Source organism: Pseudomonas maioricensis (assembly GCF_022790535.1).
Classification (GTDB): domain Bacteria; phylum Pseudomonadota; class Gammaproteobacteria; order Pseudomonadales; family Pseudomonadaceae; genus Aquipseudomonas; species Aquipseudomonas maioricensis.
The window spans coordinates 21434-42108 of sequence record NZ_LOHG01000017.1; the positions used below are offsets into that span (position 1 = coordinate 21434).

General features: G+C 57.5%; 21 protein-coding genes and 1 pseudogene. 12 read left to right on the plus strand and 10 right to left on the minus strand.

The window, feature by feature from the left end; genetic code table 11:
- Positions 1-51: 51 nt before the first annotated feature.
- The 3 genes from AUC61_RS21620 to AUC61_RS21630 form a co-directional block, all read right to left on the minus strand.
- Positions 52-540: an RNA methyltransferase gene (locus AUC61_RS21620; RefSeq protein ID WP_122665035.1), complete on the minus strand. Its 489-nt coding sequence runs from the start codon at positions 538-540 to the stop codon at positions 52-54.
- A gap of 232 nt (positions 541-772) precedes the next feature.
- Positions 773-1147: a YajD family HNH nuclease gene (locus tag AUC61_RS21625; protein WP_243248171.1), complete on the minus strand. Its 375-nt coding sequence runs from the start codon at positions 1145-1147 to the stop codon at positions 773-775.
- A gap of 66 nt (positions 1148-1213) precedes the next feature.
- A complete protein-coding gene (locus AUC61_RS21630) occupies positions 1214-1900 on the minus strand; it encodes a spermidine synthase (protein WP_027901866.1) in 687 nt (228 codons plus the stop codon).
- Positions 1901-1993: 93 nt separating this feature from the next.
- Between AUC61_RS21630 and AUC61_RS21635 the strand changes: the two genes are divergently transcribed.
- Positions 1994-2278, plus strand: a complete 285-nt coding sequence (locus AUC61_RS21635) for a hypothetical protein (protein ID WP_243248173.1) — start codon at positions 1994-1996, stop codon at positions 2276-2278.
- Between the two features lie 79 nt (positions 2279-2357).
- Here the strand turns inward: AUC61_RS21635 and AUC61_RS21640 are convergent, their stop codons facing one another.
- Both AUC61_RS21640 and AUC61_RS21645 read right to left on the minus strand, forming a co-directional pair.
- A complete protein-coding gene (locus tag AUC61_RS21640) occupies positions 2358-2834 on the minus strand; it encodes a cyclic nucleotide-binding domain-containing protein (RefSeq protein ID WP_122665031.1) in 477 nt (158 codons plus the stop codon).
- 104 nt (positions 2835-2938) lie between these two features.
- Positions 2939-4999 carry a S9 family peptidase gene (locus AUC61_RS21645; protein WP_243248175.1) on the minus strand — a complete coding sequence of 687 codons (2061 nt, stop codon included), beginning with the start codon at positions 4997-4999 and terminating at the stop codon, positions 2939-2941.
- Between the two features lie 142 nt (positions 5000-5141).
- Here AUC61_RS21645 and AUC61_RS21650 point away from each other — a divergent pair, with 142 nt between their 5' ends.
- From AUC61_RS21650 to AUC61_RS21675, 6 genes are all read left to right on the plus strand, one after another.
- Positions 5142-5630 carry an MFS transporter gene (locus tag AUC61_RS21650; protein WP_243248177.1) on the plus strand — a complete coding sequence of 163 codons (489 nt, stop codon included), beginning with the start codon at positions 5142-5144 and terminating at the stop codon, positions 5628-5630.
- Positions 5631-5689: 59 nt separating this feature from the next.
- On the plus strand, positions 5690-6472 hold the full coding sequence (locus tag AUC61_RS21655; RefSeq protein ID WP_243248179.1) for a class II glutamine amidotransferase: 783 nt from the start codon (positions 5690-5692) through the stop codon (positions 6470-6472).
- A 110-nt stretch (positions 6473-6582) separates the two neighbouring features.
- Positions 6583-7107 carry a DUF2937 family protein gene (locus AUC61_RS21660; protein ID WP_243248180.1) on the plus strand — a complete coding sequence of 175 codons (525 nt, stop codon included), beginning with the start codon at positions 6583-6585 and terminating at the stop codon, positions 7105-7107.
- A 268-nt stretch (positions 7108-7375) separates the two neighbouring features.
- Positions 7376-8128: a 5-oxoprolinase subunit PxpA gene (locus AUC61_RS21665; protein WP_243248182.1), complete on the plus strand. Its 753-nt coding sequence runs from the start codon at positions 7376-7378 to the stop codon at positions 8126-8128.
- A complete protein-coding gene (locus tag AUC61_RS21670; protein ID WP_243248184.1) occupies positions 8125-8829 on the plus strand; it encodes a 5-oxoprolinase subunit B family protein in 705 nt (234 codons plus the stop codon). The genes AUC61_RS21665 and AUC61_RS21670 overlap by 4 nt, the downstream gene beginning before the upstream one ends.
- The gene (locus AUC61_RS21675) at positions 8826-9743 is read left to right on the plus strand and encodes a 5-oxoprolinase subunit C family protein (protein ID WP_243248185.1); all 918 of its coding nucleotides are present in this window, start codon (positions 8826-8828) and stop codon (positions 9741-9743) included. Before AUC61_RS21670 ends, AUC61_RS21675 begins: the two co-directional genes overlap by 4 nt.
- 105 nt (positions 9744-9848) lie before the next feature.
- On the opposite strand, the gene AUC61_RS21680 is transcribed toward AUC61_RS21675, so the two are convergent.
- The 3 genes from AUC61_RS21680 to AUC61_RS21690 form a co-directional block, all read right to left on the minus strand.
- The gene (locus tag AUC61_RS21680; RefSeq protein ID WP_087265387.1) at positions 9849-11027 is read right to left on the minus strand and encodes a vWA domain-containing protein; all 1179 of its coding nucleotides are present in this window, start codon (positions 11025-11027) and stop codon (positions 9849-9851) included.
- A 13-nt stretch (positions 11028-11040) separates the two neighbouring features.
- Positions 11041-11886: an AAA family ATPase gene (locus AUC61_RS21685; RefSeq protein WP_087265388.1), complete on the minus strand. Its 846-nt coding sequence runs from the start codon at positions 11884-11886 to the stop codon at positions 11041-11043.
- Positions 11887-12146: 260 nt separating this feature from the next.
- Positions 12147-13217 (minus strand): DUF748 domain-containing protein, encoded by a 1071-nt coding sequence (locus tag AUC61_RS21690; protein WP_243248187.1) that lies wholly within the window; start codon positions 13215-13217, stop codon positions 12147-12149.
- Between the two features lie 135 nt (positions 13218-13352).
- Here AUC61_RS21690 and cysK point away from each other — a divergent pair, with 135 nt between their 5' ends.
- Positions 13353-14327 carry a cysteine synthase A gene (gene cysK, locus AUC61_RS21695; protein ID WP_243248189.1) on the plus strand — a complete coding sequence of 325 codons (975 nt, stop codon included), beginning with the start codon at positions 13353-13355 and terminating at the stop codon, positions 14325-14327.
- Between the two features lie 138 nt (positions 14328-14465).
- Positions 14466-15404: an aspartyl/asparaginyl beta-hydroxylase domain-containing protein gene (locus AUC61_RS21700; protein ID WP_243248192.1), complete on the plus strand. Its 939-nt coding sequence runs from the start codon at positions 14466-14468 to the stop codon at positions 15402-15404.
- A 138-nt stretch (positions 15405-15542) separates the two neighbouring features.
- Here the strand turns inward: AUC61_RS21700 and AUC61_RS21705 are convergent, their stop codons facing one another.
- Together AUC61_RS21705 and AUC61_RS21710 are read right to left on the minus strand one after the other, a co-directional pair.
- On the minus strand, positions 15543-16445 hold the full coding sequence (locus AUC61_RS21705) for a DMT family transporter (protein WP_243248194.1): 903 nt from the start codon (positions 16443-16445) through the stop codon (positions 15543-15545).
- 298 nt (positions 16446-16743) lie between these two features.
- Positions 16744-16911 carry a hypothetical protein gene (locus tag AUC61_RS21710; protein ID WP_243248196.1) on the minus strand — a complete coding sequence of 56 codons (168 nt, stop codon included), beginning with the start codon at positions 16909-16911 and terminating at the stop codon, positions 16744-16746.
- 69 nt (positions 16912-16980) lie between these two features.
- On the opposite strand from AUC61_RS21710, the pseudogene AUC61_RS26740 reads away from it, so the two are divergent.
- The 3 genes and pseudogenes from AUC61_RS26740 to AUC61_RS21720 all read left to right on the plus strand — a co-directional run.
- Positions 16981-17955: pseudogene (locus AUC61_RS26740) on the plus strand (cache domain-containing protein); the annotation flags it as partial.
- Between the two features lie 54 nt (positions 17956-18009).
- Positions 18010-18861: a methyl-accepting chemotaxis protein gene (locus AUC61_RS26745; protein WP_422765575.1), complete on the plus strand. Its 852-nt coding sequence runs from the start codon at positions 18010-18012 to the stop codon at positions 18859-18861.
- Between the two features lie 488 nt (positions 18862-19349).
- Complete coding sequence (locus AUC61_RS21720; RefSeq protein WP_243248200.1) at positions 19350-20627, plus strand: aromatic amino acid transport family protein; 1278 nt, start codon at positions 19350-19352, stop codon at positions 20625-20627.
- Positions 20628-20675 lie beyond the last annotated feature (48 nt).

A 20675-nucleotide genomic window follows, 5' to 3' on the forward strand; every position in this document is an offset into this window, starting at 1 on the left:
AAGAACTGACTGTCGCCTTCCGAAACTGTTCAATCCATTTCTGCCGAGTGTTTACGAATCAGCTTGTTCGCGACCGAATTGCGGGCCCGAGCGGGTGTTGATGCCTTTGGCCATGCGGTCGTACAGCACGACGTTTACGGTTGCAGCGAGGTTCATGCAGCCTTGGGTCGGGATGTACACCACATCCTCGCACCAGTCGCGAATCTCTTTGTCCAGCGAACCGTCTTCCGGGCCGAAAATGTACAGTGCGCGATCCGGGTGAGTGTATTCAGGCAGGGCGCGGGCACCGTCCACCAATTCCACGGCGACTGGAATGCAGCCCAGTGGCAGGATGCTTTTCAGATCCTCGATGCCAATCAGCGGGATGTCCTGATGGATCTTCTTGGTGTCGGTAATGAAGTCCCGGGCGCGCTCGTAGCGTTTGCCGGTATAGAACACCGATGCGACGCCATAGCAACCCGCCGCACGCATCACGGAGCCTACGTTTTCCGGAGACTTGGGATTGAACAGGCCGATGCAGGCATAGCGTTTGTTTGCCACGGGGAAGTGCTCGCTGGGAAAAGCGGGCGATTATACGGGCTTTAGGCATTTCTCGTAGCGCACGAATAAATGGCGCATCTTCTGATGGTGAGATTCCGATCTGAAACGCGATTCTGTGGGAGCGAGGCTTGCCCGCGATAGGGTTGGACGCGGTCCACTTTAGATCGCGTCCAGCTCTATCGCGGGCAAGCACCGCTCCCACAGGATATGCGTCTGGAGTTGGATCGCGCTATCAGTCGTCTTTCTTCATGAGTCCCGCCAACGCCGCAAACGGATTGTGCGTCGCCTTGGCTGTTTTCGGGCTGCTGGTGGAGGTTTCCGAGAAGTACTGCTGGTCGGTGTAGCGCGAGTGCTCGTTGTCGTGGCAGTACAGGCAGAGCAATTCCCAGTTCGAGCCATCCTGAGGATTGTTGTCGTGGTTGTGATCGCGGTGGTGAACGGTCAGTTCACTCAGGCGCTTTCCGGCAAACTCGCGTGCGCAACGGCCGCAGACATGGGGGTACATGCGCAATGCCTTGTCGCGATAACCCATTTCGCGGTCACGCTGGGCGTCGGCCAGGATGCGATCCAGCTTGGCGGTGTGGGAGGGTGGGTTGGCCGTGCTCATGGGGTCACCTGTATCGGATTCGGTCGTGAAACAATAATGCGCCAAGTCTAGCGCGTCGCAAGGGGTTCAGCCCTTGAGTTTTTCGGCGATCCAGATGGTATGCCGGGTGCCCTTGTTGCCGTGGGCGAAAACCTGCACCTCTTCTGCCTTGAAACCGGCCTTGCGCAGCTTGTCGGAAAACTTCTGATCCGCACTCGCTGACCAGACCGCCAGTATGCCTTTGGGCCGCAATGCCTGCGCGCACGCTGCCAGCCCGCCCGAAGAGTACAGCCAACTGTTGGATTTCTGCGTCAGGCCTTCCGGGCCATTGTCCACGTCTAGCATGATCGCGTCGAAGCCGTGTGGCTCACTTTTGAGCACCTGAGCGACATCCTGCACGATTACTTTGGCGCGAGGGTCCAACAGCGGATTGCCGGATTTCTCCCCCAGCGGCCCGCGATTCCACTCGACCACACCCGGCACCAGTTCAGCGACAACCACTTCGCCATTCTTGCCCAGATGTTTAAGCGCCGAGGCCAGCGTAAAGCCCATGCCCAAACCACCGATCAGTACACGGGGTTGTACGCGTGAGGCCACCTTTTTGCAGGGGATCTCCGCCAACGCGTCTTCGGAGCCGTGCATGCGGGTGTTCATCAGTTGGCCGCCATCGCCGCCCTGAATCTTGATGACGAAGTCTTCACCGTATTCGAACAGGCACAAAGCCCCGCCGTTATCGGGAATGGCAGTGGTGTCGAGCAGAACGAAACGTTTCATTGAAGACTCATTCAGAGGTAGATTTTTGACCACATGTCATCGGCCAGGAGTAGGCTGAGCCGCACAACAATCGTTTGGCACAGGAGGCCATTGATGAAGCGCGCTATTCTACCGGCGATTTTCCTGACTGCGCTCTGGGTAAATGTCGTGCAGGCGGATAATCAGTCAGCAGCGTCTATCCCCTCATCGGGTTCGCCGGGCACCGCGACGCCGACGCCGTATCCGCAAGTAGTACCGTCGGGGCCGCCGCTCATAAACGGGACCCAGGGCAGCGGGCCGTTGTTGCCGAAAGTCGAACTGCCACAGCCGCCCAAGGGGCAACCCGTGCCGGGGCAGGACCCAAATGCACCGACGCCCATGCCGCCTCGGCCTAAATAATCAGATGATCACTGACGCCCTCCCGGCTAAAGCCGGTCCTACGAGGGGCAGGGGTTATCAAGTTTGCAGTGGGGAGCCGCTAAACCTGCTGCGCCAACAACTGGCCATCAACCATACGCAGGCGTTTGGACAAGGAGGTCGCGAGGGCGCGGATGATTTTCGCTGCGACACGCGGCGCTTCATCGAGCATTTTTTCCAGCGCGTCACGGCCCAGGTTCAGCAACTGGCAGTCGGTTGCGGCAATGCAACTGGCTGAACGCCGCTCGCCATCCAGCACGGCCATCTCGCCAAAGGCCCGACCGCGACGCAATACGGCGATTTCCACCGTCTGGCCTTCAGGGTTGAGCTTCTGCACAGAAACCGTACCCAAATGGATGATGCTCATGAATGAACCCGGATCGCCTTCGCTGAAGATTGCTTCGCCCTTGGCAATCGAAGCCATGTTGAAGTAGCCCGCAGCGGTCTGAAAATCAGCAGGCAGCAGCGGGTCAAACAGCCCGCAGTCCATGAGCATGTCGCGGATTTCATTGTTCAGGTGTGATGGTTGTTCTGCCATGGTTGGGTCTTGTTCTGGCCAATCGACGGTGAGGGTAATTAAGCATGGCCGGACGCTTTCACGCCCGACCCTGCTGCTACTAAGACACGAATTTCAAACCGAGTTCATTGGTTGAGTTGCAATACCTTGAAGATAAATCCGTATTCGAGTGCTACGTCACGCAAACCCTGATAACGCCCGCTCATGCCCCCGTGGCCCGCGCCCAGTTCGGTCTTGAGCAGCAGCAAGTTATCGTCGGTCTTGTGCGCCCGCAGTTTCGCTACCCACTTGGCCGCTTCCCAATACTGCACCCGACTGTCGTTGTAGCCCGCGATCACCAGCATCGCCGGGTAGGCCTGAGCGCTGACGTTTTCATAAGGTGCATACGCCTTGATCCGTGCATAGACATCCGGCTCTTGCGGGTTACCCCACTCGTCGTACTCGGTGACGGTCAGCGGTAAATCGGGATCGAGCATGGTGTTGAGCACATCTACAAAGGGCACTTCGGCTATAGCAGCCTTGAACAGCTCCGGGCGTTTGTTAACCACAGCGCCAATCAGCAATCCACCGGCGCTGCCGCCGCTGATCACCAGTTGATCGGTACTGGTGCGTTTCTCCGCGATCAGGTGTTCAGCGCAACTGATGAAGTCGTCAAACGTGTTTTGCTTGTTCTCCTGTTTGCCGTTGCGATACCAGGCTTCACCCAACTCGCCGCCGCCGCGTACATGAGCAATGGCAAACGCCACGCCACGGTCCAGCAGGCTCAGGCGCGCGTGGGAAAACCACGGGTCCAGGCTTTCGCCGTAGGCTCCGTAACCATACAGATACAGCGGCGTCGGCTGATCGGCCAGTTCACGTTTGACCACCAGGCTGATCGGCACTTGCGTACCGTCACTGGCGGTGGCCCACAGGCGCTGACTGACATAAGCGTCGGCATTGAACGGGCCGAGTACCGGGGTTTCCTTGAGAACCACTTGCTCACCGCTGGCCAGGTCCAGTTGACGCACTTGAGCAGGGCGGTTCAAGGACTGGTAACGCAGACGGATTTTGTCGCTGCCGAATTCTAGTGTGTCTTGCACGTAAAGGCTGTAGGACGCGTCCGGTAATTGCACCCGGTAGGCAGGCAAGCCTTGCGGGCGCACCTCAATGATCGGCAAGCCGCCTTCACGCAGGCTCAAGGTCAGGCCCTTGGCGTTCAGGCTCAAACCTTCGAGCATCACGCTGTCGCTGTGCGGCACCAGCACCTGCCAGTCCGCGCGAGTCGGCACACCATTGGCTTTCTGCACCGCTTGATAGAGCGCAAAGTTGATGCCGTCCTGATTACTGCGGATCAACCAGCTCCATACGCCATCCACCTCGCCGTGGTCGATGGAGTATTCGTGACCTTCGACGCGTGGCGCCATGCACACAAAATCCTGCTGTGGCTGATCGGCATCCAGCACCCAGGCTTCGCTGGTGGTCTTGCTGTCGAGTCCCAGAATCAATTGCTTTTCCGAACTGCTGCGATAGCAGTGCAAGAAAAAACGTCCATCCTGCTCGCTGAAGACCAGCTCAGCCGAGTCATCACCCAGGCGGTGGCGATAAAGCTTGTGTGGCCGATGGGTGTCGTCCAGCTCGCCGAAGAACAACGTTTGGCTGTCGTTAGCCCAGGTCATGCTGCCATCGCAATCTTCAAACGGCAGGCTGCTGACCTGGCTGCTGCTCAGTTCCTTGACGTAAAGCTGATACACCTCTTCCCCGGTGGTATCCAGGCTGTAGGCCAGGCGCTGATGGTCCGGGCTGATGCTGAATGCACCCAGTGAAAAGAAACCGCCACCCGCCAACACGTTCGGGTCGAGCAAGACTTCCTCACGGTCTTCGTCAATGCTCAGCGAGTCATCGGCCGGGCGCGGACAGCGATAGTGCCGCGCGTATTCATCGCCTTCGGTGGTGCGGGTGTAATACAGATACGGCCCCCAGGGAGAGGGCAGGGACAGATCGGTTTCGAGAATGCGCGCCTTGATCTCTTGAAACAGCGTTTCGCGAAGGTCTTCCTGATCAGCCAGTTGAGCCTGTTGCCAGGCGTTTTCCGCTTTCAGGTAATCGAGGACTTCGTCGGTGTCTCGGTTTTGCAGCCACGCATAGGGATCTGTGCCGTCGGCCTGGCGGGCGACTGGGGCGTTTGCAGCTGAATTCGATGAGGTCATGCTGGGCTCTCTTTTGGAGGCGCCAAACGCTGGCGGGTGAAAATGAAAACCGCTGCGCCGGACTAATACTCAACCCGGACAAGCCGGGTTGGCGAAAAGCCGTTATCATAAGCGCCTCTTTACCTGCCTTACCACGGACGTCATGACCGAGAACGACTATACGATCGCCTGGGGCCTCTACGCATTTGCAGCGCTGGGCTGTCTGCTGGTGGGTTTTCTGATGACCCGCTGGATGTGGCGCTACCTGCGCGAGCCGCTGGTAGTGATCCTTGGTGTGCTGCTGTTTACGCCGACCATGATCGACGCCACTAAAGAAATTTATGCGCCTGCTGTCGCCATCACTGCGCTGGACCTGTTGTTCAAGGTGGGCAGTAACGTCTGGAACGCGCTGTCTGATCTGGCCATGTACGGCATGATCGCCCTGGTGGTCTACGTGGTGTTTGCGCTGATTCGCTGGCCACTGGAAAAAAGCTGGAAAGCCCGTCATCCACAAAAAACGGCCCAGCCAGAAGCCGCGACTGAAACCGAAGAGGACGATGAGCCTTTTTCCGGTACCGACCGCTATGCGCGTAAACCTGCGGCGCCCACCGTCAACACCAGCAGCCGTTCGCGGGTAGAGCCTCGCCTTTAATACTTTCCCTGGCGCTTGTGTCGCCATGCTGCTGAACGTTTGCAAGCGAGAATCCGAGCATGTGTGAACTCCTGGGCATGAGCGCCAATGTCCCGACCGACATCGTTTTCAGCTTTACCGGTCTGATGCAGCGCGGCGGGCGTACCGGTCCGCACCGTGATGGCTGGGGCATCGGTTTCTACGAGGGGCGCGGCTTGCGTCTGTTTCAAGACCCGGCCGCAAGCAGTGAATCGGAAATTGCTCAGTTGGTGCAGCGTTACCCCATTAAAAGTGAAGTGGTGATCGGTCATATCCGTCAGGCCAACGTCGGCCGGGTGTGCCTTTCCAATACGCATCCCTTTGTGCGCGAACTCTGGGGTCGTAACTGGTGTTTCGCCCATAACGGTCAGTTGGCGGATTTCGATCCTCTTGCCACGTTCTACCGCCCGGTCGGCGATACCGACAGTGAGGCGGCTTTCTGTGATTTGCTCAACCGCGTGCGTGAAGCATTCCCTGAGCCGGTAGAGGTGGAAGAACTGCTGCCGTCATTGGTCGAGGCTTGCACTCACTACCGCAGCAAGGGCGTATTCAATGGCCTGCTCAGCGACGGTGACTGGCTGTTTTGCTTTTGCAGTACCAAACTGGCACATATCACCCGACGCGCTCCGTTTGGCCCGGCACGCTTGAAAGATGTCGACGTTATCGTCGACTTTCAGGCCGAAACTACGCCAAATGATGTAGTCACGGTCATTGCTACCGAGCCGTTGACCGAGAATGAAAACTGGAACCGTTACGAGCCAGGACAATGGGCTCTGTGGCGGCGCGGTGAGTGTGTTGCGAGTGGTAATACCCCGGTACTGTAGGAGCCAACTTGTTGGCGAAGCGGTGAGTCAGATACGTGCTTCGCCAACAAGTTGGCTCCTACAGGAAAGCATCCAGTCCGACATTGATGTTTGGTTTGAGAGGGATCTAAATGCTGCGAAGTTATCTGCGATTGGTCTTGTTCACGGCGGGCTTGTTGTTCGGGGTTCAGATACCGGGGTTTATCAGCGACTACGGCAAGCGAGTCGAGGCGCATCTGCTTGAGGCCCAGCAAAGTGTCAGAGGCTACAACGCCACTGCGCAGCAGTTCTTCAAGGGTGATGTACAGGCGCTGATTCAGCACTATCGCAACAGCGAAGACCCGGTGTTTCGCGCGGATGCCGATACCATCAATACCCTGTTGACCCGAACTCAGGTGCTGCAGCGTGAATGGCTGGCGATGCAAGGCCCGTGGTATGCACGAGCGATTCATGTTGCCGTGGCCGCCGATGCCGATATCCGCAGCGAGACCTGGAATGGTTACACCTGGCAGGTACTGCTCGCGCCCAACGTCATCGCCTGGGGCATTATTTGCGCCTTGTTACTCGCGTTCCTGATCGAGAGCTTCTTCCTGATGATCAATTGGGTCGCTACTGGCGGCCGTCGCAAGCATCGGCTGGAGCGGGACTGGCGCTGATAGCGACATGTCTCATGCTTGAGGGATCACCACTATCACCCGTGGGAGCGAATGAATTCGCTCCCACGGGTGATAGTTCAATGCTGTATCCGGCGCCTCAATCACTTTTTCTTATCCGCCCCCCGCGCTTTTATTAGTTGGACGCCACGTCCGGCCTCATCCAAGAATAAGCCATGCCTGACAGGCCCGTCGCAACGCTGCCTTTGCCAGTAACTGGCGCGCTAGACTGAACCTGTTGTCCAAACACGATAAAGCACAGGAGAGACCCATGGGCCGCCTGCTACTCAATTGCGACATCGGCGAAAGCTTTGGTGCCTGGAGCATGGGCCTTGATGCTCAGGTCATGCCATTCATTGATTGCGCCAATGTCGCCTGTGGTTTTCACGCAGGTGACCCCAGCGTGATGCGCAAGACCGTCAGCCTGGCGCTGGCCAATGACGTCATGATTGGTGCGCATCCGGCTTACCCGGATCTGGTGGGCTTTGGCCGCCGTTCCATGGCGTGCAGCCCTGAAGAGATTCAGGATCTGTTGCATTACCAGATCGGTGCGCTGGACGGCGTGTGTCGCGCTCAGGGGGGACGAGTGCGTTACGTCAAACCTCATGGTGCGATGTACAACGACATGATGGCTAACCCTGCGCAGTTACGGGCGGTCATCGAAGGCATCGCCCGTTATGACGCAGAGCTGCCACTGATGCTGCTGGCCATGCGTGACAACAGCAGGGCGCAGGCATTGGCCGATGAGTTCGGCGTGCAGTTGTGGTTTGAAGCTTTTGCTGATCGTGGCTACGAGCCTGACGGCAGCCTGATGTCGCGCAAACTGCCAAACGCTGTGCACCATGATCCGGACGTCATCGTCGCCCAGGCCTTGACCTTCGCCCGCGGCGAGCCGTTGATTGCCAGTGATGGCAGCCAGCTTCCGCTCAAGCCCGATACTCTCTGTGTGCATGGCGACAACGCCAGTTCAGTCGCGGCTGTCCAGCGTATTCGCCAGTCTCTGGATGAGCTGTCCGGCGTATGAAGTTGCGTATCGAAGTGGTCGCGATCGATTGTCTGATGGTGCGTCTGTTCGACACCATCGACGAGAGCAACATGCCGTGGATGCTGGCTGCCACCGCTCGTTTGCGCGGGCAGTTTGCCGGGCATCTGGTGGAACTGGTGCCGTCCTACACCACCTTGATGGTGCAATACGATTTACTGGGGCTTAACCCGCAACAGGCACGCGAGCTGATTCATCTGGCATTGCGCGATCTGGCCCCTGATCCATCCGTCAGCGGTCAGCACCATGTTTTGCCGGTCTGGTATGACCTGAGTGTCGGTCCGGAGCTGAGCGTGTTGTCAAAGCGTAGTGGCCTGGACATCAGCGAAGTCATTCGCCGTCACAGCGAACGCCAGTATCAGGTGTTCGCCCTCGGTTTTGCGCCGGGCTTTGCATTTATGGGGCTTGTGGAGGAAATCCTCGCAGCACCTCGTTTGAACACCCCGCGCAAGCGAGTCGCAGCGGGCAGCGTCGGCATTGCCGAACGTCAGACAGCGGCGTACCCGGTGGTTTCCCCGGGTGGCTGGAATCTGATCGGCCGTACCTGTAGCAAGCTGTTTGACCGTCAGCGCGACGGCTACAGCTTGATGCAGCCCGGCGACACGGTCAGTTTCGCTGCCATTGAGCGTGCTGAATTCGTGCGTCTGGGTGGCGATGACACGCCACTGGAGGTGCAACCATGAGCGCGCTGCTGATCGAAAACAGTACGCCTCTATGCCTGTTGCAGGACGCTGGGCGGTTCGGTGTTCGTCATCTGGGCGTTACTCAGGGCGGGGCGCTGGACTGGGTGTCCATGTCGTGGGCCAATCGTTTGCTGGACAACCCGCTGGACGCGGCGGTCATCGAAGTGACGCTCGGCGGTCTGACCTTGTTGGCAGAGGAAGATTGCTGTCTGGCGCTGGCCGGTGCCGACCTGGGGGCAATGCTTGATGAGCGTCCGCTGTCGCCATGGCGCAGCTTTTTCATGAGCAAGGGACAGCGTTTACGTTTTACCCAGCCACACCTTGGCGCGAGAGCTTATCTGGCTGCGCCTGGCGGTTTTGATGCTCCCAAGGTACTGGGCAGTTGCTCAAGTGTGGGTCGTGAAGAGCTCGGTGGGCTCGACGGGCTGGGTAAAGCGTTGGAGAAGGGAGATCGGTTGAGCTACTCGGGCGCTTCGTTTTTGCTGGGCGCGCTCACCGAGCAGCAAATCCCGGACTTCAATGACAATGCGCCGCTGGATATCGTACTGGGTGCCCAAGCCAGTGAATTCAGTGGCCAGAGCCTGTTCGATGTCTTCAATAACGACTGGACCCTGGACAGCCGTGCCGACCGCATGGGGGCACGTATGCTTGGGCCGCAGTTGGTATATCAGGGCGCACCGATGATTTCTGAAGGTATTCCGTTGGGGGCGGTGCAAGTCCCCCCGGATGGTCAGCCGATCATTTTGCTCAATGACCGGCAAACCATCGGCGGCTACCCCCGGTTGGGTGCGCTGACGCCATTGTCCCTGGCCCGACTGGCGCAACGGCTACCCGGCAGTACGGTGCGGCTCAAACCGATTGTGCAGACCACGGCGCATGAGCAACAGGTCGCGTATTTGCAGAGGCTACGCTAATCCCCCTGTAGGAGCTGCCGAAGGCTGCGAAAGCGTTTGATCTGACATAACGCTATCGCAGCCTTCGGCAGCTCCTACAGGGCCTGATTCCAATTCGGATCTGGATTACTTCGCCAGATACCGCATGCCTTCCTCCAGCCCGCGCAGTGTCAGCGGGTACATCTGATCCTCGATCAGGTCGCGCACAATATTGGTTGATGTGGTGTAGGCCCAGGCGTCCTTGGGGTAGGGGTTTATCCAGATGAGTTTCTTGAACTTGGCGGTAAAGCGCTGCATCCAGAGGTAACCGGGTTCTTCGTTCCAGTGCTCGACACTGCCCCCCGCCTGAGTGATTTCATACGGTGCCATCGACGCATCGCCGATGAAGATCACTTTGTAGTCCGCGCCGTATTTGTGCAGTAAATCCTGGGTTGAAAAGCGCTCCGAACCACGGCGCATATTGTTCTTCCACACTGATTCATAAATGAAGTTGTGAAAGTAGAAGTACTCCAGGTGCTTGAACTCGGTCTTGCACGCCGAAAACAGCTCTTCGCAGACTTTGACGTGGGCGTCCATCGAGCCGCCGATGTCGAACAACAGCAAGAGTTTGATGGTGTTGCGCCGTTCCGGGCGCATCTGGATATTCAGCAGACCAGCATCGCGCGCGGTGTGGTCGATGGTGCCATCAATGTCCAGTTCTTCAGCAGCACCTTGGCGGGCAAACTTGCGCAGGCGGCGCAGCGCGACCTTGATGTTGCGTGTACCGAGTTCGACCTGATCATCCAGATTCTTGTACTCGCGCTGATCCCAGACCTTGACCGCCTTGCCTTTGCGCTCGCCTGCATCGCCCACCCGAATGCCTTCCGGGTTGTAACCGCCTGAACCGAAAGGGCTGGTGCCGCCTGTGCCGATCCATTTGTTACCACCGGCGTGGCGTTCCTTTTGCTCCTCCAGACGCTTCTTGAATTCCTCGATCAGCTTATCGAGCCCGCCCAGTGACTGAATCTGCGCACGCTCTTCATCCGTTAGCGAACGCTCGAACTCTTTGCGCAGCCAGTCTTCGGGGATCAAGGCCTTGAGGTGATCGTCGAGCTTCTCCAAGCCATTGAAATAGGCGCTGAAAGCGCGGTCGAACTTGTCGAAATGCCGTTCGTCCTTGACCAGAATCGTCCGGGCGAGAAAGTAGAACTCGTCCATATCGGCGAACGTCACCCGTTGTTTCAGGGCGTTGATCAGGTCCAGCAGCTCACGTACCGAGACCGGCACCTTGGCTGCGCGCATTTCGTTGAACAGATTGAGGAGCATGGTCTCTCCGGAATCAGCGGTTGCCGCGACGGCTCATGAACGCCAGACGTTCGAGCAACTGCACGTCCTGCTCATTTTTGACCAGTGCTCCGGCCAGGGGTGGGATGGCCTTGGTCGGATCGCGTTCACGCAGTACCGCTTCACCAATGTTGTCGGCCATCAGCAGTTTCAGCCAGTCCACCAGTTCCGAGGTTGAAGGTTTTTTCTTCAGGCCGGGTACTTTGCGCACATCGAAGAACACGTCCAGCGCTTCGCTGACCAGGTCCTTCTTGATGTCCGGATAATGCACGTCGACGATTTGTTGCAGCGTGGCACGATCCGGAAAGGCGATGTAATGGAAGAAGCAGCGGCGCAGGAAAGCGTCTGGCAGCTCTTTCTCATTGTTAGAGGTAATGATAATGATCGGCCGGACTTTAGCCTTGATGGTCTCGTCGATTTCGTAAACGTAGAACTCCATCTTGTCGAGTTCTTGCAGCAAGTCATTGGGGAACTCGATGTCGGCCTTGTCGATTTCGTCGATCAGCAGGATCACACGTTCTTCTGCTTCGAAGGCTTCCCAGAGCTTGCCTTTCTTCAGGTAGTTACGCACGTCGTGGACTTTATCCACGCCCAGTTGCGAGTCCCGCAGGCGGCTGACTGCATCGTACTCGTACAACCCTTGATGGGCCTTGGTAGTAGATTTGATGTGCCAGGTAATCAGCTTGGCCCCGAACGATTCGGCCAGTTGCTCGGCGAGCATGGTTTTACCGGTGCCCGGCTCGCCCTTGACCAGCAACGGACGCTCCAGGGTGATTGCCGCATTGACCGCCAGCTTGAGATCGTCAGTGGCGACGTATGCGCGGGTGCCTTCAAACTTCATCGGTAAAATCCTCGGTAAACAATGCGCGGACTATAGCGCGCAGGTCTGGCGACTGTGAATGTGGAGCGGGTATTCAGTGGCTGAATGGGGGCGCTGGCTTAAAAGAGTATGGGCCTGCACAAATCTTGTGGGAGCGGTGCTTGGTCTGGGCGGCATTCCGACGATGAACGATAACGCGGTCTGCCTGCAAACTGCGTCTCATGCATCGTCGGAATGGCGCCCAGACCAAGCACCGCTCCCACAAGTGAAATGCATTCCAATTACGGAGATTTGCTCCCGTCATACCGCGCATTGAACGCCTGCACGAACGCATTCCTCAGAATCTGCAAAAAGGCCTGAAAGGCGCTGACATCCTGGTTATGAACGCTGCCGCTCAGTTCAACCCGGGTCGCGAACTGGTTTTCGCTCTGGTTCTTCAGCACGGTTTCGCCGCCGCCCACCACGGCTTCCCAGATCGAGCGGAAGAAGCCTTTGTTCTGGTTTTCAACGTCCTGTTTCCAGTTGAAGACCTCTACATCGCGCAGCAGCGGTTTGATGTACCCGGTTAATTGACCTTTATCAGCCTGAGCTTCAATCACCAGATCACCTTGCCCTGCATTGAAGTCGAAGTTGCCATACGCGGAGGCGAGGTCGTTCAGACGCTTGAGTTCGATGCCGGTGGCTCTTAGACGCAAGTCAAAGTCTTCGAAGTTGGTGAACGGGTCGAAGGTTGCGGACGCTTCCATTCTGGCGTGACCTTCAAGCAGTGCCTTGCCCTCGAAGCGAGCGTCGCGGTTGCCTTTCAGGTCCTCGACGTTCGTCAGGTTATAAAGGCTGGCGTTGAGCTTGTCGGCCTCGATTTTCACTTTCGGCGTGGTGCTGAAATTGTTGAAAGTGATCTTGCCGTCGTTGATCCGAACTTCGTTGAGGGTAATCGGTAGCAGCTTGTTTATTTGCTCCTGCCAGTCAGTACCCTGACCGGTCTGCGACGCTTGCTTGTTTTTGCCGCCATCGACAAAGTTGATCTCCGGCTGAGCGAATATCATCTCAGCGACCACTGCATGGTCGTACCACAGATGTTTCCAGCTCACCGCCAAATCAATTACCGGTACTTTGACGAAGGGCACCGGCACCTTGCCGTCTACCTTGACGATATTCAGTCCGTTGATTCTGTAAGCGCCGCGCCATAACTCGACGTCGACATCCGTGACCTGACCACGGTAGTCGCCCATGTCGGCGAGCTTGTCATTGAGGTAGTTGCGGACCAGATAGGGCAGGGCAATGTGCACGGCGACCAACAGGACAACAATCCCGGCCAGGGTCCAGAGTGGCCAGCTGTAACGACGTTTCATGGCGAGGGTCTCAGGTTCTGATGAGTTGTTGACTCTTCACGTCGGCATCCGTTCGCTGCGACTGGACGCCTACCAGTCATGAGGCATAGGCTTTCACTTTCCAGACCACTGAAGAACGTGCACAAGGACACCGCCATGAGCCGTATTTACGCTGACAATGCCCACTCCATCGGCAACACCCCGCTGGTGCAGATCAATCGCATCGCACCCCGTGGAGTCACGATTCTGGCCAAGATCGAGGGCCGTAATCCGGGCTATTCGGTGAAGTGCCGGATCGGTGCCAACATGATCTGGGACGCTGAAAGCAAGGGCAAACTCAAGCCCGGCATGACCATCGTCGAACCCACATCGGGTAACACCGGTATCGGTCTGGCGTTTGTGGCTGCCGCACGTGGCTACAAGCTGATGCTGACCATGCCTGCATCCATGAGCATCGAGCGACGCAAAGTGCTCAAGGCGCTGGGCGCCGAGTTGGTCCTGACCGAGCCCGCCAAAGGCATGAAAGGCGCTATCGAGAAAGCCGAAGAGTTGCTGGCCAGCGATCCTGAAAAATTCTTCATGCCAGCCCAGTTCGAAAACCCGGCCAACCCGGCGATTCATGAGAAGACCACTGGCCCGGAAATCTGGAACGACACGGATGGCGCAGTTGATGTGCTGGTTGCGGGTGTGGGTACTGGCGGCACCATCACCGGTGTTTCGCGCTACATCAAAAATACTGCGGGCAAACCGATTCTGTCCGTCGCTGTAGAGCCGCTGGTTTCGCCGATCATTAGCCAGGCGCTGGCTGGCGAAGAGATCAAACCCAGCCCGCACAAGATTCAGGGCATTGGCGCCGGTTTCATCCCGAAAAACCTCGACCTGTCGCTTGTCGACCGGGTTGAACTGGTCAGTGATGACGAAGCCAAAGCCATGGCACTGCGCTTGATGCAGGAAGAGGGCATCTTGTGCGGGATTTCCTGTGGCGCGGCCATGGCGGCAGCGGTGCGCATGGCGGAAACCCCGGAAATGCAGGGTAAAACCATTGTCGTGATCCTGCCGGATTCGGGTGAACGTTACCTGTCGAGCATGCTCTTCAGCGACCTGTTTACCGATCAGGAACTGCAGCAGTAAGGCCTCGTTTACGCTTGTCCGCTTTTTGTCAGGTCTGCGAGGGTTTATGATGCCCGGCTGGCGAACCTTCCCTGTGATGGTTCGCCTTCTAGCGCGATCACCACGACAAGACGTACAGCGGTAAACGAGGAGAGTTAGATGACGTTTTCATTGGCTGCCAAAGTATCGATCCTGATGCTTTTTGTGTGCAGCACGCTGTATGTGCATTTGCGTGGCAAGGCGCGATTGCCGCTGTTGCGTCAGTTCGTTAATCATTCGGCGCTGTTCGCTCCTTATAACGCCCTGATGTACCTGTTTTCGCGCGTGCCGTCCAAGCCGTATCTGGACCGTACCGCGTTCCCCGAGCTGGATGTGCTCAAGAACAACTGGCAGACCATTCGCGAAGAAGCCATGCATCTGTTCGATGAAGGCTATATCCGTGCTGCCGAAAAGAACAACGATGCCGGTTTTGGTTCGTTCTTCAAGAAGGGCTGGAAGCGTTTTTACCTGAAGTGGTACGACAAGGCATTGCCGTCGGCCGAGGCGCTGTGCCCGAAGACGGTGGCGCTGGTCAATTCGATCCCCAACGTCAAGGGCGCGATGTTCGCCCTGTTGCCCGGCGACAGCCACCTCAACCCGCATCGTGACCCATTCGCTGGTTCGCTTCGCTATCACCTGGGGCTATCAACGCCGAACTCTGACGATTGCCGGATTTATGTCGACGGGCAGGTCTACGCCTGGCGCGATGGTGAAGACGTCATGTTCGACGAAACCTATGTGCACTGGGTCAAGAACGAGACTGACGTGACCCGCGTGATCCTGTTCTGCGACATCGAACGACCGTTGCGGACTCGCGTCATGACCCGCATCAACCGTTGGGTCAGCGACTTTCTGGGCCGGGCCACTGCCCCTCAGAACACCGATGACGAGCGTGTAGGCGGCATCAACCAGGCCTACGCGTGGAGCAAGCGTTTCAGCGATACCTTCAGCGGCAAGGTCAAGCAATTCAAACGCAAGAACCCCAAAGCCTATCGCGTGCTACGCCCGGTACTGGCGGTGGTGGTGCTGACGTTGCTGGGGTATTGGTTGTTTGGGTAGTTCATATCAAAAGATGACTTAATACCTGTAGGAGCGCACGAGCAACGCGAGGCCGCGATGGCGGAGTGTCAGACAAATCGCCATCGCGGCCTCGCGTTGCTCGATGGAGCGCCACCCCGGCAGCTCCTACAAATGAATTCAGTCGCTTGCAGACCGGATCACCGCCGCAGGCCGCAACACCAGCCACAACGACAGCGCAATCAGCACGCCGCCATAGACGTGCGCCATCGACAGCGGCTCATCCAGAAACAACGCCCCCCACAACACGCCGAACGGCGGGATCATGAAGGTCACGGTCATTGAGCTGAGCGGGCCGATGCTGGTCATCAGGCGGAAGTACAGGATATAGGCGAACGCGGTGCACACCAGTCCCAGCCCCAGCAGTGACAGCCAGACACTGGCGCCGCCCCAGCTTGCGGGTGGATCGGTCAGCACCCGATAGCCGAACAGCGGCAATAACAACAAGGTTGCGCCCAGCATGCTGCCCAGCGCCGAAAGACGGCTGTCCAGCCCACCCTGTCGGTCCAGCCAGCGCCGCGTGAGAAAGCCGGCGAACGCATAGCAGGTGGTCGCCAGCAGGCAGGCAAGGGCGCCCATCAGCAACTCCAGATTAAACGCCACCGGGCCCGCACGGGTCAGAATGCCGACGCCGACCAATCCCAGAAAAACGCCGCCGATCTTCACCGCCGAGAGCCTCTCGCTGAAGAACAGCCCGCCGACCAGCACGCCCATCAGTGGCGTTGTGGCATTGAAAATCGACGAGTAACCGGCAGGTAGTGTCTGTGCCGCGATCGAATAAAGCGTCGCTGGCAGTCCGGAGTTGATCACTCCCAAGAGCATGCAGGTTTTGAGTTTGCCGCGAAAATCCAGCCTTACGCGCATCAGCAGGAAAATGACCAGCAGGCCAGCGGCGGCAATCGATACCCGAAAGAATGCGGTCGGTACGCTGCCCAGCACGGGCGCGATAATACGCATGAACAAAAAGCTCGCTCCCCAGATGGCGGCGAGCACCAGCAGGTTGACGATATCGGCAGGTTTCATGAAAGGTCCTTCTTGGCAGAAGGCCGGGAGTTTTACCGGGAGACGCAATGTCTTGCAACGATTTGTGACGTAATTCGCCAGCCTTTGCTCAACCTCAGCATTGAGTCAGGCAAATTCTGTTTATTGCCTATCGTGACGGGAATCCATATCAATTCAATGTTTCAGGTATATGAAGCGAGGATCGAAAGTTGAAGGACCAACGGTCAAGTGAATGACTCTTTCATATTTAACTTATTCGTATGTCAGCCGAAACAGCCGTTATGGACTGTCTATTAAAGCCTGAACAGGAAGAGTGGCTTTAATTTAGCGCCAACTTATTGGCTTTCTGCTGGAGGCCTTGCCAGCCAGGGCTTGCAGCTTGGGTGGAGATATTTTGGTTGCCGCTGTCGGCGACCGCGATATCAGTGTTAATCGCAGGGATATCAGGCTGGATTAATGGAACGTTGGTTCCAGTCAGGGCAGGCATTCTGTCGTTGTCCCTATAAAGCCAGTGCCCTGAACAAATGATGTTTATATGATTTGAGAGGAAGTCTCGATGACTTTGAAGTTTCGTCATAAAATTTTGCTGGCTGCCTCAATTATCGTGGTGTTGGCGTTCGCATTATTCACGTTGTACAACGACTATCTGCAACGCAACACCATTACCAAAAACCTTGAAAGCTCGGTGGCTCAGGCGGGCGAGTTGACCGCGACCGGCATTCAGAGCTGGCTGAGCGGGCGCATTCTTGTGCTGGAAAACCTCGGGCAGAACGTCGCCCGCCAAGGCACCAAGAGTGATCTGGGCGGCCTCGTCGGCCAGCCGTCGCTGACGTCGACTTTTCAGTTCACTTATATCGGTGATGCTGACGGCGTGTTCACCCAGCGGCCGGACGCTGAAATGCCTGCCGGTTATGACCCGCGTAAACGGCCTTGGTACACCTCGACGGTAACCGCCGACAAGACGATTATCAGCGCGCCGTATCTGGCTTCGGTCGGCGGGCTGGTTGTCACCATTGCCAGCCCGATCAAGATCAACGGCAAGGTTGCCGGGGTGGCAGGCGGCGACCTGAGCCTGGATACCCTGGTGAAAATCGTCAACTCGGTTGAGTTCGGTGGCTTGGGCCATGCCTTCCTGGTCAGCGGCGACGGGCAGGTCATCGTCAGTCCGGACAAAGATCAGGTCATGAAAAACCTCAAGGATATCTATCCTGGCCAGACGCTGAGTCTGGACAAGACCTTGCGTGAAGTGACCCTCAACGGCCAGCAACGCCTGTTGTCATTTACACCGATCAGCGGGCTGCCGGGTGCTGATTGGTACATCGGTCTGTCCATCGACCGGGACAAAGCCTACGCGCCATTGAGCGAGTTCCGTACCTCTGCGCTGATTGCCATGGTGGTCGCAGTGCTGGTTATGGCGTTGCTGCTGAGCGTGCTGATCAGTGCGCTGATGCGTCCGCTGACGGCCATGGGCCGTGCCATGCAGGACATCGCTCAGGGGGAGGGCGATCTCACCCGTCGTCTGAGCATTCAGGGCAAGGATGAGTTTGCCGAGCTGGGTGGTTCATTCAACCAGTTCGTTGAGCGCGTGCACGCGTCCATCGTTGAGGTTTCATCGGCAACGTTGCTTGTTCATGACCTGTCGCAACGGGTCGAGCAATCGTCCAATTCCTCGATCCTCGGGTTTGATGAGCAAAGTGCCCGCACCAACAGCGTCGCTGCGGCGATCAACGAACTGGGGGCTGCCACTCAGGAAATCGCCCGCAATGCGTCGGACGCATCCACCCAGGCCAGTCAGGCGCGGGAGCAGGCAGAAGACAGCCGCGCAGTGGTGGAAAAGACCATTCATGCCATGACCAGTCTTTCATCCAAGATCAGCGATTCCTGCACGCAGATCGAAACCCTGAACACCAGTACTGAAAACATCGGGCAAATTCTCGACGTGATCAAAGGCATCTCTCAGCAGACCAACTTGCTGGCGCTCAATGCGGCCATTGAGGCAGCGCGTGCGGGCGAAGCCGGTCGTGGTTTTGCGGTGGTGGCCGACGAGGTGCGTAATCTGGCGCACCGCACTCAAGAGTCAGCTGACCAGGTGCACAAGATGATCGGCGAACTGCAGCAGGGCTCTCACGATGCGGTCGAGAACATGAACCAGAGCCAGGTCAGCAGCCGCGACAGCGTCGAAGTTGCCAACCAGGCGGGCACCCGACTGACCAGCGTGACCCAGCGCATCAGCGAAATCGACGGCATGAACCAGTCGGTAGCCGCCGCCACCGAAGAGCAGACCGCTGTGGTGGAAACACTCAACGTGGACATCAGCCAGATCAACATGCTTAACCAGCAGGGCGTGGCCAACCTCAACGAAACCCTGTCCGACTGCGCCGCGCTGTCGCAGCAGGCCGGGCGGCTCAAGCAGTTGGTGGCAAGCTTCAAGATTTAACAGGCTGGATTTGCGGGCTTACCTTGTTATGCCTGCAGGATTGTATTCCCCTGTGGGAGAGGGCGTTATTTCTGGCGCAGGATATTTAGCGAATGTCCCGACGTCCTCCTGGCTAAAGCCGGTCCTACGGGAGGGCGTAGAACCTGTGGGAGCTGAGCTTGCTCGCGATGAGGCTGGACGCGATCTAAAGTGAACCAAGTCCAGCCTCATCGCGAGCAAGCTCAGCTCCCACAGGTATGATCCCGATATTGGCGCGATGGCGTGGGACCGGCTTTCGAGCAAACATAGAATCTGCCACTTTGTACTTCAGCTCGCGGACAAACGACGTAAGACTCATCCCGATCACACTCTTCCCGTCCGACAAACCTTTGATTTTCCGGCGTAATCCCGGACAATCGCGCCCCTCTTTTCTGAGGGGACGCGAAACTGCCCAGTTTTTCTGACGCGTCCCTGCCATGTTGTATTAACCGGCACGGAGATTCGACCGGATGAATGATCAGGCCAATAGCGTCGAACAACGTTTCGATGCAGCCGCTACACCGATTGCGGCGTGGAGTCGTCATGACACCACCTGGATGCTAGGGTTGTTCGGCACCGCCATCGGCGCAGGCACGTTGTTCTTGCCCATCAACGCAGGCATCGGCGGCTTCTGGCCGTTGTTGGCCCTGGCGTTGCTGGCGTTTCCGATGACTTATTACGCGCACCGTGGTTTGACCCGTTTTGTGCTGTCCGGTCGTGAAGGCGCAGACATCACGGAAGTCGTTGAGCAGCACTTCGGCAAAAGTGCCGGCACGCTGATTACCGCGTTGTACTTCTTCGCGATTTTTCCGATTTTGCTGATCTACAGCGTGGCCCTCACCAATACCGTCGGCAGCTTCCTTGAGCACCAGTTGCACATTCAGCCGCCACCGCGTGCGTTGCTGGCGTTCGTATTGATTCTTGGTTTGTTGGCCGTGGTGCGTTGCGGCGAACGGTTTATCGTCAAGGCGATGAGCCTGATGGTCTATCCGTTCATCGTGGCGTTGCTGTTCCTGGCAGTGTTTCTGATCCCGCACTGGAACGGCGGCATTCTCAGCACAGCCACTACACTGCCGGAGCCATCGGCATTCCTGCATACCTTCTGGCTGGCGATCCCGGTGATGGTGTTTTCCTTCAACCATTCGCCGATCATTTCGGCATTTGCCGTTGACCAGAAGCGCATGTATGGCGATCAGGCGGAAGGTCGCAGCTCGCAGATTCTGGCGCGGGCTCACGGTTTGATGGTGATCATGGTGATGTTCTTCGTGTTCAGTTGCGTGCTGACCCTGTCGCCCGCGCAACTGGCTGAAGCCAAGGTTCAGAACATCTCGATCCTGTCGTACCTGGCCAACCACTTCAGCAACCCGACGATTGCCTTCGTGGCACCGCTGATTGCTTTCGTGGCGATTGCCAAATCGTTCCTGGGCCACTACATCGGTGCCAGTGAAGGTCTTAAAGGCATCGTGGTGAGAACCGGCCTGCGTCCCGCGCCCAAAGCGCTCGACCGTCTGACCGCGGCCTTGATGCTGGTGGTGTGCTGGGTTGTTGCCACGCTTAACCCGAGCATCCTCGGCATGATCGAAACGCTTGGCGGTCCGATCATTACCGCGTTGCTGTTCCTGATGCCGATGTACGCCATCCACAAAGTCCCGGCCATGCGTCAGTACGCAGGCAAGGCGTCCAACGTGTTTGTGGTGATTGTGGGTGTGGTGTCGATGCTGGCGCTGGTTTATTCGTTGATGCAGTAAGCCTTGGAATGCAATTCTTGTAGGAGCTGCCGAAGGCTGCGAAGCGTT